Raw genomic sequence first — 15677 nt, 5'->3', positions numbered from 1 at the left:
GAGCATAAGATGATTAAAGTAGGTTTCTTTCAGCTAAATCAAGTGCAAAGTAAGATAGAATTAAATCTGCTCCTGCACGTTTAATTGAGCCTAAAGTTTCCATGACCACACGATCTTCATCGATTGCACCAGCTAATGCCGCAAATTTAATTTGGGCATATTCACCACTGATCTGATAAGCCGCTAAAGGCAATAACGTACGTTCACGCACATCGCGAATAATATCTAAATAAGCGCCTGCGGGTTTTACCATCAGCATATCAGCGCCTTCTTGCTCATCAATTAATGATTCACGGATCGCTTCACGGCGGTTCATTGGATTCATTTGATAAGTTTTGCGATCACCAATTAAGCGTGAGCCCGCTGCATCACGGAACGGACCATATAAGGCTGAAGCGAATTTAGTTGAATAAGAGACAATGCCTGTATCACCAAATCCTGCTTTATCAAGAGCTGCGCGAATGGCGGCGACTTGACCATCCATTGCTGCGGATGGCGCGATAAAATCTGCACCAGCTTGTGCTGCAGCAACAGCTTGAAGACCTAAATTATAGATAGTTTCATCATTATCAACATGTTCACCATGTAAAACGCCACAGTGACCATGTGAAGTGTATTCACAAAAACAAGTATCAGACATCACAATCATTTCTGGTACTGCATCTTTACAAATACGAGACATGCGAGAAACTAAGCCATCACTTTTCCAAGCATCACTTCCAGTTTCATCAAGATGATGGGATACCCCAAAAGTCATAACAGTTTTAATGCCAGCTTTGGCAATACGTTCAATTTCGTAAGCAAGACGCTTTTCAGGAATACGAACCACACCCGGCATACTTTTAATAGGCTGATAATCATCAAGCCCTTCTTCAACAAAAATAGGCAGAGCGAGATCATTTTTAGTTAAGGTTGTTTCCTGAAAGAGCGCGCGCAGGTTTTCTGACTGGCGTAGTCTTCTTAAACGCTGGATGGATTGTTCGTTGCTCACAATATCTCCTTTTTATGGCCAGTACTAACAAGTATTTACTGAGGTATTATAAACCTTAATATTGATAGATAGATACTCTATAATTGATACTCGTCATACTTCAAGCCGTAGCGTTGTTGACTTCTTTCATTCGCACTAGCCACATACTAATGATACTCGTCATACTTCAAGTTGTAGTGTTGTTGACCACACCTCGAATTATTTAGAGTGTAGAGAGTTAGTTATAGAGAAAGAGAAAAAAGAGCAGGATAATTTCTACTCTTTAAATTGATGACTACTCATTTCTTAATGAGAAGATTATTTTTTTTGCTCTTCTAATGCAGAGATCATTTGAATTTTACAAGCAGCAACAATTTGAGTTAGGCCTTCTTGGAATTCTGCACGAGAACCAATTTCAGCTTTTGCGTCACGTAAAGAGTTAACAACTTCGATAGTGCCTTCAGTAAATTGTGCTTCAGTTGCTTCTAATTTTGCAAAATCAAATTTCTTTGCATTTAAAGAGGCTACTGCATCTTTGGCGATTTTCTCTGCTGGTTCTTTTGTATCATAAGCTTTAATTGAGATATCTTTAAAAGTATCACAGTAATCATCAGCCATTTTAGTTGGGTTTGCGAAAGCAACTGCGGGCAATAATAGCAGAGATAAGAGAAGTGGTTTCATTTTAGCCTCATGTTTATTTTTTGGTACGTACTCATTGAGTGTAACATATAAACAAGGGTGACGATAAATCAGAATAAGTGTAAAAATATAAAACGTTAATTTTTTTAATCCGATTAAATCTAGTTTTATAGCTACAATTGTGTTTAAGGACAATAAACTAGGTTTTTATTTTCAAAGGAAAGCTATAATTAACAATAAATAAAATAACATGATTTTAATGATATTAGGATTTATCTTTATTTACATTTTATGATATTGCTTTTTATTTATGTTAATAATAAAAAATAGAGAGTTAAATATAAAAATAAGGATAAAATGATAAACTATTAATACTGAAATAAACTTAATTCATTGAATTCTTTAGGTTGTTTTATAATCAACACACTAAAAGTATAAGATTTTATCTTACTCCCCAATTCAAATAGCATTAAAAATGCTTAACAAAAAAACATTTGTTATTCAGATTATTAGCTAGAGATAATGAATAAAAAAGATAATTATCATTTATAAAATATGAAAAAACTTTTGAATGAGAGAGTTAAAAAATGGGGGTAAAAGAGAAAAAAAACCCTCTATAAAGATAGAGGGGTAGCTAAATGAATAAAGAATGGTTTATTTCGAGATTGAGTATATAGGAATTTAAAACTAATTTTTGTTTATTTGTGCAGCACAAAAAGTTCAGAAAATAGAATAAAAATATGTACCAAACCCAATCCAAAATAAATCAATTACTGGCGATAAACAGTTTTAATTTGGCTAATAGTATTACGGAATGTCTCTGCTTGTTTTTCGTCATCAACTTCTGCAATCGCGCGTTCAATATTTAAAATAATACGACCTGCATCTGCTTGGCCTAATGCTTTTAACATATAAGTGACCAGGGTTTTTAAACAAGCCACTTCTTCTGCCAATGTTTCAACATCTGCTTGTGTTTTAAATTTTTCGTTCATTATCTACTTCCTTTGTGTTTAATTGGCCAATGATATCAAATTAGGCCAATAGAATAGCAAAGTCTTGATGAGGGATGAATAGTGTAGCCTCAAGCATTTTATAAGATTGGTATCGTTAGAGTGACAATCAGGCAAAATAGTACTCTCTTACATTTACTCACTAAAATCACGCTATACTTTAAATATCAGTCGTGAAAGAGAGCTTGTATATCTATTGCGATTAATAATAAGAAAAAATGCAGGAAATGGTGGAGAAGAATAAGATGAAAAAAGAGCAGTTATTATATGCAATAACACATTATCCTGCACTTTATCAGCGTAAAACAGGAAATACACATAAAGGTACATTTGGAACAATTGGTATTATTGGTAGTGCTGAAGGAATGAGTGGTGCCATTGTGTTGGCTGGTAAAAGTGCATTAAAAGCGGGCTGTGGAAAAGTTTTTCTTGGTTTCGCACAATTACAACTTCCTCTTCCTTTTATTGATAGCGCACCAGAGCTCATGCTAAAAACAGCGTTTGAGTTAGTCGATAGGCAAGATATTTCTGCTTGGGCTATTGGTTGTGGGTTGGGGGTGTCGGCAAATTCTGAAAATATTTTATTAAATGTATTAGCCCAACGTGATGAAAACCAACCTTATGTTTTTGATGCGGATGCGCTAGTGTTGATGGCAAAATTAAAATCAAAAATCTCACTTAATCAACATTGTGTATTAACGCCACATCCCAAAGAAGCCTCTATTTTACTTAATTGTACATTGAGTGATGTTCAAAATAACCGAGAACAAGCCGCTAAAGAAGTGGCAAAACTTTACCACTGTTGGGCAATACTCAAAGGGGAAAATACAGTTATTACTTCTCCTACAGGTGAGATCCTAATTAACAGAACAGGCAACAGTGGATTATCAACAGCAGGAAGTGGGGATGTATTAACCGGTATCATGGGGAGTTTTTTAGCGCAAGGAATGGTAATGTCTGAAGCGGTTAAAAGCGCGGTTTGGATACATGGTATTGCTGCTGATATTTTAGTTGAAAAAGGTATTGGACCAATAGGATTAACCGCTTCAGAATTGATTGATACTGTTCGCGATGTTCGTAATCAAATATGGGTGCAAACACAACAACATAATGCCGATTATTTTGAATAAGATCTTTTTGTTTTATCGTATAACGTATTAATAATTAAAGTAGGTTTATATTAAGATTAGATTGTTTTTAGTTAATTCACTCACAGTAATCTTTGGGTTATTGCGGTAAGATTAAGGCAAATGGAGAGTTGAGAGGAGTTATTATGTATAAAACGATTTTAGTACCTATTGATATTGTAGAAGAAGAGTTAACCAGTAAAGCAGTACGACATGCTGTGTATTTAGCAAAAGAAACGGGAGCTAACTTACATTTAATTCATGTTCTTCCTATCTCTTCGGCAATCATTAATGCTTATTCACTGGGTTATCCAGAAATTAAAGATAAAGCGACAGTGAAAGCAGAAAATGATATGCAAATGTTGGTAGATTCGGTGGATTTACCAGCTGAAAAGGTCGCTTATACGGTTACTTTTGGCTCACCTCGTGATGAGATTTTAGTTACAGCAAAAGATATTCAAGCCGACTTAATTGTCATTGGCTCACGCAGACCTAATATTAGCACTCATTTATTAGGCTCTACCGCAGCGGGCGTAGTTCGCTACGCGGAAATTTCAGTATTAGTTGTTCGTTAATATATTCATTAATATGCTATGAGTATTCCTCGTAGCATATTTTTATTTTTGCGTAGTTTATCTTATTTATTTAGTAAGCCATTTATTGAGTAAACACTCTATAGAGTGAATAAGAATGGAAAAATTCACCCAAGAACTTTTAAGGCTCGATCGTTTTATTCTACGCATCTTACGCTATTATGTAATAGGCTCTATTTTCTTTTTTTTAGGGTTATTACCCGGCGTATTAGGATTCTATTTAATTGAAGGGCATAGCTTTATGGAGTCCTCATTAAATGCAATTTCTATGTTGAGTGGACAACCAGTAGAGCCTGCACCTGCGACCCCAACAGGGCGCTTTTTTATTGCAATATATGGTTTGTTTCTTCAGTGTGTTTTTATTTTATCAATTGGGCTGGTTGTCACACCGTTTATTCATCGACAATTGCATAAATGGCATCTTGAGGAAGATTAAATAAGCAAGCTGTGGGTTTAACGCTACAATAAAAACAGACAGTAATCTGATAATGAGGAGTTGCTATGTACAAAACAATTCTAGTACCTGTTGATATTTCAGAAGATGAGTTAACGAAAAAAGCCTTACAACACGCTGTTTATATTGCCAAACTAGAAGGTGCGAAACTGCATCTTTTCCATGCTATTCCTGATATTTCACGTTTTTCTATTAGTTATAGCTATCACTATGACATGTTAAGTTCTTTTGCCAACAAAGCGCTTGAACGTGTACAAGAACAACTGCAAGAATTAGCTAATAGTATCGATTTGCCTAATGAACGAGTTGAGTATTCAGCCGTATTTGGCTCTGCAAGAGATAAAGTTTTAGAGCTAGCTGAAAAAATTAATGCTGATTTGATTGTGATTGGTTCACGTCGTCCAAGTATTTCAACTCACTTATTAGGTTCAAATGCGTCAGGTATCGTTGCTTATGCGAAGCAATCTGTTTTAGTTGTCCGCTAAAAATTTTCATAAAAGTAAAAAACAGCAAAAGCCCCTAAATTATTTATTTGGGGGCTTTTTTACTTTGGTTTATAAAAAATCACTTATCATTTCGGATATGCATTGTTATTTCAATGCTAGGTAAAAAAATATAGATAGGTGTAATTGTTTATTAATGTGGTTTTTATGCAAACATAAGGGATCTTATTGATTGAGAATGATAGGCATTCTAAAGTGAATTCTATTATTTTTTTAATGAGAGATGAGTATTATGTTGAATACCAAATTTGGCACCTTTTTTATTTTATATACTCGTCATACTTCAAATTACAGCGTTATAGGCGACGTCTATTTGCACAAGTTATATACTATTGCACGTATAAAGCTCTGCTTGTTGGTTAGCCGTATCCTGAATGATTTAGAATACATATTATTTAACGAGTTTTCTAAAGCAGAGATCCTACGAATAAAAGCGAGTGAGTAAATAAAGATTGATCTACCTACTGCCTTAAATATTTTATTTCTTCATAATAATATTGAAAGATAATAGGGCGAGGAATGAGCTATGCTGATAAACTTTATATTAGCAGTAGCTCGTTTTTGATTAAAACTAAGGCATGGTATGGATAATGAGATAATGGCGGACTGCACTGCCATTTCACAAGATAAACAGCGTGAAATTACCAAGTTATGTATTCAAACTGCGTTATTGCTATTGCAGCATGGCGCAGAAAGCATGCTGGTTGAACAGCTTTCAACCCGTTTAGGTTTAGCTTTAGGTGTACATCAAGTCGAAAGTGCAATTTCTGCTAATGCAGTTGTATTAACGACGATAGTCAATGGACATTGCCAGACATCAACACGAAAGATAGTTGATCGTGGCATTAATATGCATGTAGTGACAGAGGTTCAGCATATTGTTATTTTGGTTGAACATCATCTTGCAGATATTCATGAAGCAAGAAAACGCTTTGAGCATATAAAGCCATTACGCTATCCACGTTGGGTGATTATTTTTATGATTGCCTTATCTTGTGGTTGTTTTTCTAAATTAAATGGTGGCAATTGGGATGGTTTTTTAGTTTCGGCTATTGGTGGTGGCCTTGGTATGTTTGTACGCCAAGTATTAACGCATCGTCAAATGAATCCACTAATTAATTTTTGTATTACTGCTTTTGTTGCCACATCTGTTTCAGGTTTATTATTAAAGCTCTCTTATTTTCAAACAACTGCAACTATTTCAATGGCTGCCAGTGTTTTATTATTGGTTCCCGGATTTCCTTTAATTAATGCTGTTGCTGATATGTTTAAAGGCCATGTTAATACGGGGTTAGCGCGTTGGGCAATGGCAACAATGTTAACATTGGCAACCTGTTTAGGGGTTATTTTAGCCATGGCAGTATGGGAGTTAAGAGATTGGGCATAATAACGATTATTCTTACCCTTATTGAAGATATGATTTTAGCCGCCATTCCTGCAGTGGGTTTCGCAATGGTATTTAATGTGCCTTTACGTGCTTTAAAATATTGTGCGTTATTAGGGGCAATAGGGCATGGCTCACGTACTGTGCTGATTATGAGTGGAATGAATATTGAATGGGCAAGTTTCTGTGCCGCAATTTTAGTCGGTTGCATTGGTATTCAATGGTCACGCTGGTGGCTTGCTCATCCTAAAGTTTTCACTGTCGCGGCTGTTATTCCAATGTTCCCTGGAATTAATGCCTATATCGCGATGATCTCTGTGGTGAAATTAACACAAATCGGTTATAGCGAGGAGATTTTTGAAGCTTTAGTTACTAATTTCCTTAAAGCTTCATTTATTGTCGGTGCGCTCTCTATCGGGCTATCCTTGCCGGGATTATGGTTATATCGTAAGCGTCCGAGTGTATAATTTCTTACATCGCGTGTTGTAGTGAATTTAATGTAATATCCAGTTCATTTTTGTCAGAAATAATAATTTGAATTCGTAATTTGTTTTCAGACTCCAAACTTGCATGCGCTTTAACATCTTCGTTATTCGCATGCTTTTTTGTGATCTCTACTAATTCATCCATTAAATTCAGCATATTCTCATTCATTTTTAATTTTCTCCAAATCATTGATGGACTAAACCATAGCAAATCCCTTTTGCGTTAATGTCGAGAATAACGGCTTTTTCTATTACCATTCACGCTTATTGTTTTATTTTTCACATAAAAAATAGCAAGAAAGATTGCCCAAAATAAATTTAAAAAAGGTAATATAAAGAAAAATAAAAATAAGATTATCAGTTGGTTATTAAAGATAATTCTTATTGGGTTTAATAAAATAAAGCGTAAGGCAGATATCACTTTGAGAAAAATATTACACTATACCGCGATTGTATTGGGTTTATTTATTTTTACATTAAATGTTCAAGCACAAGCCCCAGAAAATTTTACAAAAGCAAAAGAGATAGCAAAAGAACGTATCTATTATGATCAAAATCAAAAATCACAAGGAACGATTTATTGTGGCTGCGATTGGGAATGGGTAGGGAAATCTGGTGGTCGTGTCGATTTAGCCAGTTGTGGCTATCAAGTAAGAACACAACAAACAAGAGCTGCACGTATTGAGTGGGAACATATTGTTCCTGCATGGGTGTTTGGGCATCAGCGTCAATGTTGGCAAAATGGTGGTCGAGCTAATTGTGTGAAAAACGATCCTGTGTTTGGCAAGATCGAAGCCGATTTACACAATTTAGCACCGTCTATTGGTGAAGTTAATGGTGATCGTAGTAATTTCAGCTTTGGGCAATTACCTACTCAAGCACCTTACCAATATGGTCAATGTCGTAGCCGTGTTGATTTTGCCTCACGTACTTTTGAGCCTCGTAATGAAGTAAAAGGTCAAGTAGCAAGGGTCTATTTCTATTTACATGATCGCTATAACCTCTCAATGTCACGTCAGCAACAACAATTATTAATGGCTTGGGATAAGTCTTATCCGCCAACGGCATGGGAAAAAGAGCGTGATAATCGTATTGCTCGTGTCGTTGGATATCATAATCCTTTTGTGACGGGAGAAGTGAAATGGCAATTAGGGCATAAAAATAGTGGTGCCGGATTATCTGCAACAAATAATGCACCAGTCACTAAAGTTAAAACTGAGACACCGAAACAAGTAAGTACATCACAATCTGAAAGTATTAAGGGTAATATAAATAGTAAAATTTATCATTTTGCCCATTGCTCTGGCTATAAAACCATGTCAGATAAAAATGCTGTCTTCTTTAAAACAGAAAATGAGGCGATTAAGGCTGGTTATCGTTTAGCAAATAATTGCAAACAGCCTTAAAGGTGATTATTTAGATTACATCCAACGACGAACGTGGCGGCAATATTGTTGCCACGCTTGTGGAAATAACTCATTTAAGATCTTCTCTTCACGTACTATCGTATAGCGATCAGTAATAAAGTAGAACGCAATCGCTGCACCTAAAAATCCCCAATTACCAAAAATAAAAAATAGCCCAATACTGATGTCCAAAAAACCGAGATACATAGGATTACGGCTAATTTTATAAGGGCCACTTGTCACTAATTGTCGAGGTGTGTGATTGGGATTAGGAGATGTTTTTTGTTTAATAAAAAATGCGAGGCAATAAAAAAGCCAGATCCCAGAAGTCGTAATAGTGAGTAAACCTAAATAAAAAAAGAAACCCATTTTTAGAGAGCCTGAGTGAAGTTCAAAACTAATAAATGGAATTAGGTTAAGTAGTAACCAATAAATAAAAGGTAATCGCAAGAAATTCATTTACTCTCCCTAAAATAACACTTATTGTTATTTTTATGTTAAGTTCATCTCGTTATAGATAAGCTCAGTATTGAAAATATTTTTCTTTTGTCATTATACTGTCATAAAGCTTCGTTAATTTCACTCTAACTCCATGATGGGGAATATGAATGATAGAAGCAATGGAAATATCTCGTTACTCACAGAAAACCGGCAACAACCGTTCATTGATGTTTAATGTTCAGGATTGTGACCGGTTTTTTTGTTTTCTGTGACTAAACAGAGTCTGAAGGGGACTCATCGGTAAGCGAATGGAAGACAAATAGAGATGTCGATGACTTTTTGAAGACTAACAAGGGTAAATACCACTATGAGTAGACAAAAAGCAGCAACACGATCACGCCGAGAAAATAAACGCACTTCACGTAAAGAACAACGTAGTGGAGTACATAGAGATAATGTGATGATTTTACCGGGATTTGGGGATATTGATACTATTGGTATGGCGAGAGAGAAGCGTGATGAACGTGTACTTTCTCCGCGTAATGAAATACAGCGCCAATATATGAATGCCATTAAACATCAAAATCTTATTTTTGCTACAGGAGAAGCGGGGTGTGGTAAAACGTTTCTTAGTACCGCAATGGCAGCCGACGCACTAATTAATAAAGATATAGAGCGTATTATTGTGACACGTCCTGTTTTACAAGCTGATGAAGATTTAGGTTTTTTACCGGGTGATATTGCTGAGAAGTTCGCTCCTTATTTTCGTCCTGTTTATGATGTATTAGTGAAACGCTTAGGTGCTTCGTTTTTACAATATTGCTTACGACCCGAAATTGGTAAAGTTGAAATTGCTCCTTTTGCTTATATGCGTGGTCGTACATTTGAAAATGCTTTTGTTATTTTAGATGAAGCACAAAATGTTACCGTGAATCAAATGAAGTTATTTCTAACACGTATGGGCGAGAATGTTACCGTGGTTGTTAATGGTGATATAACCCAATGTGATTTACCTTCACATATAAATTCAGGATTAGCGGATGCCCTTATTCGATTTGAGGAAAATAATCAAATTGGCGTGATTAAATTTACACAAGAAGACTGTGTGCGTTCAACTTTATGTCAACATGTATTAGCAGCATATACTAATTGAATAAAGGTCAGAGTTTCTGCATGAAATAATCAAAGGCTACATATTGTTGAGATGATTAATATGTAGCCTATCAATAATTAAATATGTCAAATAGCATGGTATTGATATTTTATTAATTTTATAAAACACTCTTTTATTGACGATTTTTCCCACCATAAAATTTATGCCTTCTCTCATTCTGAATGAAAAAATATTTTTTTATACCTTAATAAGGAATAGTTTATTAAAATAAATTATTCCTTATTTGTGCATTTAGCAAAAACTATTCTTTATTGGAGTGTTTATTAATACATTAATTGTTATTGTTTTTTAGTTAATTGTATTTAAATTAAATAATAAATTTAAATATCAATACGTTTATATATTAACTATGGTGAGCGGTTAATTAAATTTGACTTAAATCACGAATTTTAAAAAATGTTTATTTTTATTTGTTGAGATTTTTAAATGTAGCTAATATCAAAAATGACTAGGGTTTTCTTTTTCATCCTTTAGTTAATGATGGCAATAATAGAAGCTTATTTTTGCTAATTAAATATTTGTCTATTCTTGGGGTTATATATGCTTAAACATAAACTCCCACTGTCATTATTATCAGTGGCTATATTGTCGACGTCAGCATTTGCCGCAACTAACAGTGCCGGTGGAATTATTTCTTTCTCTGGTGCTATTAGTGATACCACTTGTACTATTAATGGGGGAAATAGCGCCGATTTCTCTATTTTATTAGATCCTATTACTGTATCTGATGCAGGAACAACGGCTAATGCCGTGATCACCAAAAATCAAAAAGAGTTTGCTTTAACATTCTCTGATTGTGCACCAGCATCAACACCCACTGGCAGTAATTTAAAAATACATTTTTCATCTGCAAATAGCATTTCAACAAGTGGGTTATATTTAGTGAATGATACCGCTAATGAAAATGATCCAACAGTTGCGAAAAATGTCGGCTTTAGCTTATCGACAACTGCTGCACCAACGGTTGCTATACCGTTAAATGCAACATTTGATACGGGTATCAAAGGCGATAAAACAGCGCCGGATTCAGATACACTACGTTTAATTGCGAGTTATTATAAAACTAATGCAACAGCGGCTAAAACAGGGCCTGTACACTCTAACGTTATTTATACTGTCTCTTATTTATAATCTAAAGGAACCAGACTCAATTTGAGTCTGGTTTTTTAGGGTGTTTATAATGAAAAAATTAATTATTTTTATTATTGCTTTGATATTACCAACGAGTGTATTTGCTAATGTTATTATTAACGGTACACGCGTTATTTATTATGAAGGCGTAGATAGTGTTAATCTTCAATTAACAAATAATGGTGATTTAGCTTCACTTATACAAAGTTGGATAGATGACGGTGATGTTGATTCAACGCCGGAAGATGCAAATTCTCCTTTTTATTTATACCCACCCATTGTAAAAATAGCGGGTAGACAGGGGCAAACATTAAGAATAAAGAATTCCAATGAAGGATTAAAAGATAATGTTGAACAAGTTTATTTTTTAAATATTCTTGATATCCCTGAAAATGCGGAAGCCTTAAAAGGAAAAAGTTATTTACAATTAGCGATGAAAACAAGAATTAAAGTTTTTTATCGACCGAAAGGGTTAATGGATGATCCAGCACGTATTAATGAAAAAATAACGTATCAATTGAATGGTAATAAAGTCATTGTTAAAAATAACTCACAGTATCATTTCACTATAGCCTCTATTTCTACAGAAGAAACTCCTCGTATTACGCTTGTTGATTCTGAAATGATCTCGCCTTTATCTTCTCGTGAGTTACCGCTAATCAATAAATTAACCAGTCATTCGGTTGTTGTTATTTATGTTGATGATTTTGGTGTTTATAAATCACAGAATATTAAACTCTAACAGAGACAGCATCGTGAATAATCCAAAATACCTCTCAATCCTTATTTTTTTAGGAATGCAACATTATGCTCAAGATCTGTATGCAGAGGGATTTGATACATCTTTATTAGTAGGAAAATCAAAAAACGGGGATATTTCACGATTTTATATAGATGATAAAGTGCCTGAAGGGAAACAACTTGTTGATGTCTATGTTAATCAAGCATGGAAAGGGCAATTTGAAATAAATGTTCTTGGTGCTAATGCAGGGATAAGCATTGAAACAGAAGATGTAAATAAGCTCGGTTTAAATTTATCTTTATCAGCCAAACAAAAAATAACAGAACAAAAAACGATTTTAATTAACGAGCTTGCAAAAAATGTTACTACAACATTAGATATTAATCGGTTAAGACTTGATATCAGTGCACCTCAGATTTCTATTAAACAATCTGAAATGGGATATGTTGATCCCAGTTATTGGGAGCAAGGTATCTCGGCGCTGATCTTATCCTATAATTTAAATTACTATAACTACAAAGAGAAAAAAGGAAATAAAAGTAATAACGAAAATTTCTTTGCCAATCTTAATTCAGGTATTAATTTAGGAGCATGGCAATTTAGAGATGAATCTAACTATTCCTACTATTCTCACGGGAAAAGCGAGTGGAAGAATAATACCCGCTATGTGTATAAAGCGCTAAGTCAGATAACTGCCGGATTAACGATTGGTGACTTTTATACACCTGCGGCACTCTTTACCAGTATTTCATTTAGAGGGGCATCATTAGCGACAGAAATGGGAATGCTACCCAATTCAAGCCAAGGATTTGCACCTATTATTCGGGGTATTGCTCAAACCAACGCATTAGTCAGTGTTTATCAAAATGAAAATTTAGTTTTTCAAGAAAATGTGCCTCCTGGTGAGTTTTCTTTTCGAGATATTCAACCCACAGCAGGTGGCGGTGATCTATTAGTGGTTGTTCAAGAAGCCGATGGAAGAAGAGAGTCTTTCACGGTGCCATTTTCAGCCGTTCCCGATATGCTAAAAGAAGGGGTATATCGCTATAATGTGATGCTAGGCGAATCACGTATTAACAATACGGATTATCGAGCTAAATTTGCACAAGGTGAATTTCATTATGGCTTAAATAATTTAGTAACTGTATATGCAGGAGGAATTGTCAGCGAAGATTATTATTCAGCATTAATAGGGAGTGGTTGGAATTTTAAATTTGGCGCAATCTCTGCGGATATAACTCATGCAAGCGCAGATTTACAAATCGGTAAGAAGACAGGGCAAAGCTTTCGTCTGGCATATAGCAAATATATGGATGCCACATTAACAAATTTAACACTGGCGGCTTATCGTTATTCAACTCGTGATTATTATAGTTTTGTTGATTCTATTTACTCGCATGACAATTACCAAGCTTGGAAAGATTATCAAAACGATCTCGCTAAACAGCAGGGAAATAATAATACTATTTCTGATTTAGATTTAACAACCTTTGATGCATTAAGAGGATCTCGAGCAAAAAATACGTTTACTATTAATCTTAACCAATATTTAGGTGGTCAGAGAGGTGTTATTTTTCTTTCAGGCACGCATCGAAATTATTGGAATACAACTAACAGTAATCGAGAGTATCAATTAGGATATTCAAATAACTATAACGATATTGCTTATAATCTTTCTGTATCCAAATTAAGGAATTACGATAATAAAGAAGAAACACGTTATTACTTAAATGTCAGTATCCCTGTTTCATTTTTCGATAAAAGAGCAAACCTAAATACCTCTATTTACGCGGCAGATTCACGCTATCAGCAATCTACATTAAGTTTAAGTGGAACGGCAGGTAAAGATGATTTAGTCAATTATACTTTAACAGGTTCAAATCAAACGGGTGGGAATAATTTAGTCGGTGCGAATGTGAGTTATCGCCACCCTTATAGCACACTTTCCGCTTCTTATACTGAGGCAAATGATTATCGTCAAGGTGGATTAGGGACAAGAGGAACCGTTGTTGCTATTCCTAATCATATTGCATTTTCAGGAGATACTGGAAAAACCTATACCATTATTGAAGCACCAATGGCAAATAATATGATGGTGAATGGACATAAAGCAACCTTAACTAATCATCAAGGCGTTGTCTTGGTAGCAAATAGCATTCCTTATCGTACAAATATTTATACATTAACCAATACTGAACTTCCATCAAATGCTGAAGTTGTTGGAAATATTACGCATGTTACTCCTTATTTAGGTGCAGTTAATTATCTTTCATTAGAAACGGATCAACGCCAAACTTTTATTATTAGAGCTTCTTTAGATAATGGTGAAAGTTTACCTTTTGGAACAGAAGTTTTTAATAATAAGAAACAAGCAATAGGATATGTAGGACAATCCGGTGTACTTTATTTAAAAAGTGATACGTTACCGTCTTCTGTCTCTATAAAAATAAATGAAACCGGCAAAATAGAATGTGTAATTAGCCATTTAATTAATACGATGGATAAAAATCGTAATATCTGTCGATAAAGGAAAGGTCTATGAAATTATCAACCTTTATATTTTTATTATTAATAGGAATATTAAGCCAAAAGGCGATTGCTAATTGTAAGCCAGATAGTACGATCACAGCACCAGATATTAATTTCGACATATCTGGAGATTTAAATAGCGCTTCAACAACGGTTACGAAGGCGAGTAGAACAACATTTCCAGGTACATTTAAATGTACCGCAAGAGGGCTATTTCCTAATTCAGTGGGTATAGCTTCACCCTTTGCTGATAATCGAACAGGAACAATAGGTTTTAATGGTGGAAAACAGTTTGTTTCTATCACTTTAACGTCATTAGAAAAAAAGAGTGTGGAAAATATTGCTGCGGGAACGCATCCTGCATCTGATTTAGATACTAATTTTACCCTTAAATTTACGTTACTCACCTCTAAGCCGTCGAGTAATTACACTGAAGTAAGTGGAAACACGGCCCTTGTTACCCCGGTTATTTTAGCCTCTGATGCATCAAGTGTAGGGATTATTCAATGGTTGCTGAATATTGTGATTAAATTAGTGCAGTTTTTATTAACGTGGGTATGGCCTGTCGATCAAAATGATATTTTTTTACAACCAATGAAAATTACCTATAACCCAGTAATGACAACATGTGATTTTTCTAATGCAGGACTTGTTGTCTCATTACCGTTAATTAGTGTTAAAGAGGCAAAAACAGTTGATAAAGCCGGTTATACTCCCTTTACATTAAACTTTACCTGCCAAAATTTATTAGGTGATTCGAAAACATCTCGTAATATTAATATGTTTTTATCAAGCCAAAACTTATTAGCGACGGATAAAACCATATTAACGAATACTACCGCACAGGGGGCGGGAGGGGTTGGATTTCGTGTCGTAAAAGCAGATAACACAAATAGCCCGCTTATTTTATCTGATTCAATAAATACACAAGGGAGTGCGACGAGTATTTTTAGTGTAACTAAAGGGAGTACATTATCTCCTGTGTTTTCTATAAATATGGGCGCTTACTACTCCCCTTATAATGCGAATACGGTGACTCAAGGCAAAATAACAAGTTCGGCAACGCTGGTAATGTCTTACGATTAAAAG

Annotated in this window: 17 protein-coding genes; 12 read left to right on the top strand and 5 right to left on the bottom strand. The window is 34.8% G+C overall.

What is annotated here, in order from left to right; translation table 11 throughout:
- Positions 1 to 13: 13 nt before the first annotated feature.
- The 3 genes from hemB to GTH24_RS10570 all read right to left on the bottom strand — a co-directional run bounded on the left by hemB (position 14) and on the right by GTH24_RS10570 (position 2601).
- Positions 14 to 991: a porphobilinogen synthase gene (hemB, locus tag GTH24_RS10580; protein ID WP_072068273.1), complete on the bottom strand. Its 978-nt coding sequence runs from the start codon at positions 989 to 991 to the stop codon at positions 14 to 16.
- A gap of 297 nt (positions 992 to 1288) precedes the next feature.
- Positions 1289 to 1651, bottom strand: coding sequence for a hypothetical protein (locus tag GTH24_RS10575; RefSeq protein ID WP_006536483.1), 363 nt, complete (start codon positions 1649 to 1651; stop codon positions 1289 to 1291).
- Between the two features lie 728 nt (positions 1652 to 2379).
- Positions 2380 to 2601: a DUF2594 family protein gene (locus GTH24_RS10570; RefSeq protein WP_036936466.1), complete on the bottom strand. Its 222-nt coding sequence runs from the start codon at positions 2599 to 2601 to the stop codon at positions 2380 to 2382.
- Between the two features lie 263 nt (positions 2602 to 2864).
- Here GTH24_RS10570 and GTH24_RS10565 point away from each other — a divergent pair, with 263 nt between their 5' ends.
- The 6 genes from GTH24_RS10565 to GTH24_RS10540 all read left to right on the top strand — a co-directional run bounded on the left by GTH24_RS10565 (position 2865) and on the right by GTH24_RS10540 (position 7147).
- Positions 2865 to 3749, top strand: coding sequence for an NAD(P)H-hydrate dehydratase (locus GTH24_RS10565; protein ID WP_072068271.1), 885 nt, complete (start codon positions 2865 to 2867; stop codon positions 3747 to 3749).
- Positions 3750 to 3892: 143 nt separating this feature from the next.
- Positions 3893 to 4321: a universal stress protein gene (locus GTH24_RS10560; protein ID WP_036912874.1), complete on the top strand. Its 429-nt coding sequence runs from the start codon at positions 3893 to 3895 to the stop codon at positions 4319 to 4321.
- A 115-nt stretch (positions 4322 to 4436) separates the two neighbouring features.
- Entirely contained in the window at positions 4437 to 4775 is a 339-nt protein-coding gene (locus tag GTH24_RS10555; protein WP_115349858.1) for a hypothetical protein, read from the top strand.
- A 65-nt stretch (positions 4776 to 4840) separates the two neighbouring features.
- Positions 4841 to 5278 carry a universal stress protein gene (locus GTH24_RS10550; RefSeq protein WP_072068270.1) on the top strand — a complete coding sequence of 146 codons (438 nt, stop codon included), beginning with the start codon at positions 4841 to 4843 and terminating at the stop codon, positions 5276 to 5278.
- A gap of 601 nt (positions 5279 to 5879) precedes the next feature.
- Positions 5880 to 6683: a threonine/serine ThrE exporter family protein gene (locus GTH24_RS10545; RefSeq protein ID WP_115349856.1), complete on the top strand. Its 804-nt coding sequence runs from the start codon at positions 5880 to 5882 to the stop codon at positions 6681 to 6683.
- Complete coding sequence (locus GTH24_RS10540) at positions 6674 to 7147, top strand: threonine/serine exporter (RefSeq protein ID WP_176694679.1); 474 nt, start codon at positions 6674 to 6676, stop codon at positions 7145 to 7147. Before GTH24_RS10545 ends, GTH24_RS10540 begins: the two co-directional genes overlap by 10 nt.
- A gap of 4 nt (positions 7148 to 7151) precedes the next feature.
- Here the strand turns inward: GTH24_RS10540 and GTH24_RS10535 are convergent, their stop codons facing one another.
- Complete coding sequence (locus GTH24_RS10535) at positions 7152 to 7334, bottom strand: hypothetical protein (RefSeq protein ID WP_036912881.1); 183 nt, start codon at positions 7332 to 7334, stop codon at positions 7152 to 7154.
- Between the two features lie 253 nt (positions 7335 to 7587).
- Here GTH24_RS10535 and GTH24_RS10530 point away from each other — a divergent pair, with 253 nt between their 5' ends.
- Positions 7588 to 8571 (top strand): endonuclease, encoded by a 984-nt coding sequence (locus tag GTH24_RS10530; RefSeq protein ID WP_115349855.1) that lies wholly within the window; start codon positions 7588 to 7590, stop codon positions 8569 to 8571.
- A 15-nt stretch (positions 8572 to 8586) separates the two neighbouring features.
- Here GTH24_RS10530 and GTH24_RS10525 read toward each other — a convergent pair whose 3' ends face one another.
- Complete coding sequence (locus GTH24_RS10525; RefSeq protein ID WP_072068267.1) at positions 8587 to 9030, bottom strand: methyltransferase family protein; 444 nt, start codon at positions 9028 to 9030, stop codon at positions 8587 to 8589.
- Between the two features lie 349 nt (positions 9031 to 9379).
- Between GTH24_RS10525 and phoH the strand changes: the two genes are divergently transcribed.
- The 5 genes from phoH to GTH24_RS10500 all read left to right on the top strand — a co-directional run bounded on the left by phoH (position 9380) and on the right by GTH24_RS10500 (position 15674).
- A complete protein-coding gene (phoH, locus tag GTH24_RS10520; protein WP_164526381.1) occupies positions 9380 to 10165 on the top strand; it encodes a phosphate starvation-inducible protein PhoH in 786 nt (261 codons plus the stop codon).
- Positions 10166 to 10726: 561 nt separating this feature from the next.
- Positions 10727 to 11317: a fimbrial protein gene (locus GTH24_RS10515; RefSeq protein WP_072068265.1), complete on the top strand. Its 591-nt coding sequence runs from the start codon at positions 10727 to 10729 to the stop codon at positions 11315 to 11317.
- 49 nt (positions 11318 to 11366) lie between these two features.
- Positions 11367 to 12059 carry a fimbrial biogenesis chaperone gene (locus GTH24_RS10510; protein ID WP_072068264.1) on the top strand — a complete coding sequence of 231 codons (693 nt, stop codon included), beginning with the start codon at positions 11367 to 11369 and terminating at the stop codon, positions 12057 to 12059.
- Positions 12060 to 12072: 13 nt separating this feature from the next.
- Positions 12073 to 14586, top strand: a complete 2514-nt coding sequence (locus tag GTH24_RS10505) for a fimbria/pilus outer membrane usher protein (RefSeq protein WP_347147226.1) — start codon at positions 12073 to 12075, stop codon at positions 14584 to 14586.
- A gap of 11 nt (positions 14587 to 14597) precedes the next feature.
- A complete protein-coding gene (locus GTH24_RS10500; RefSeq protein WP_072068263.1) occupies positions 14598 to 15674 on the top strand; it encodes a fimbrial protein in 1077 nt (358 codons plus the stop codon).
- The last annotated feature ends 3 nt before the right edge of the window (positions 15675 to 15677 follow it).

The sequence above is a fragment of the Proteus vulgaris genome (genome assembly GCF_011045815.1).
Classification (GTDB): Bacteria; Pseudomonadota; Gammaproteobacteria; order Enterobacterales; family Enterobacteriaceae; genus Proteus; species Proteus vulgaris_B.
This window is presented reverse-complemented; position numbering and strand designations above follow the sequence as displayed.

Bases quoted from the DNA above. Each gene is read 5' to 3' on its own strand.
- GTH24_RS10575 (WP_006536483.1), bottom strand. From the start codon at position 1,651: ATGAAACCACTTCTCTTATCTCTGCTATTATTGCCCGCAGTTGCTTTC.
- GTH24_RS10570 (WP_036936466.1), bottom strand. From the start codon at position 2,601: ATGAACGAAAAATTTAAAACACAAGCAGATGTTGAAACATTGGCAGAA.
- GTH24_RS10565 (WP_072068271.1), top strand. From the start codon at position 2,865: ATGAAAAAAGAGCAGTTATTATATGCAATAACACATTATCCTGCACTT.
- GTH24_RS10560 (WP_036912874.1), top strand. From the start codon at position 3,893: ATGTATAAAACGATTTTAGTACCTATTGATATTGTAGAAGAAGAGTTA.
- GTH24_RS10555 (WP_115349858.1), top strand. From the start codon at position 4,437: ATGGAAAAATTCACCCAAGAACTTTTAAGGCTCGATCGTTTTATTCTA.
- GTH24_RS10550 (WP_072068270.1), top strand. From the start codon at position 4,841: ATGTACAAAACAATTCTAGTACCTGTTGATATTTCAGAAGATGAGTTA.
- GTH24_RS10545 (WP_115349856.1), top strand. From the start codon at position 5,880: ATGGATAATGAGATAATGGCGGACTGCACTGCCATTTCACAAGATAAA.
- GTH24_RS10535 (WP_036912881.1), bottom strand. From the start codon at position 7,334: ATGAATGAGAATATGCTGAATTTAATGGATGAATTAGTAGAGATCACA.
- GTH24_RS10525 (WP_072068267.1), bottom strand. From the start codon at position 9,030: ATGAATTTCTTGCGATTACCTTTTATTTATTGGTTACTACTTAACCTA.
- phoH (WP_164526381.1), top strand. From the start codon at position 9,380: ATGAGTAGACAAAAAGCAGCAACACGATCACGCCGAGAAAATAAACGC.
- GTH24_RS10515 (WP_072068265.1), top strand. From the start codon at position 10,727: ATGCTTAAACATAAACTCCCACTGTCATTATTATCAGTGGCTATATTG.
- GTH24_RS10510 (WP_072068264.1), top strand. From the start codon at position 11,367: ATGAAAAAATTAATTATTTTTATTATTGCTTTGATATTACCAACGAGT.
- GTH24_RS10500 (WP_072068263.1), top strand. From the start codon at position 14,598: ATGAAATTATCAACCTTTATATTTTTATTATTAATAGGAATATTAAGC.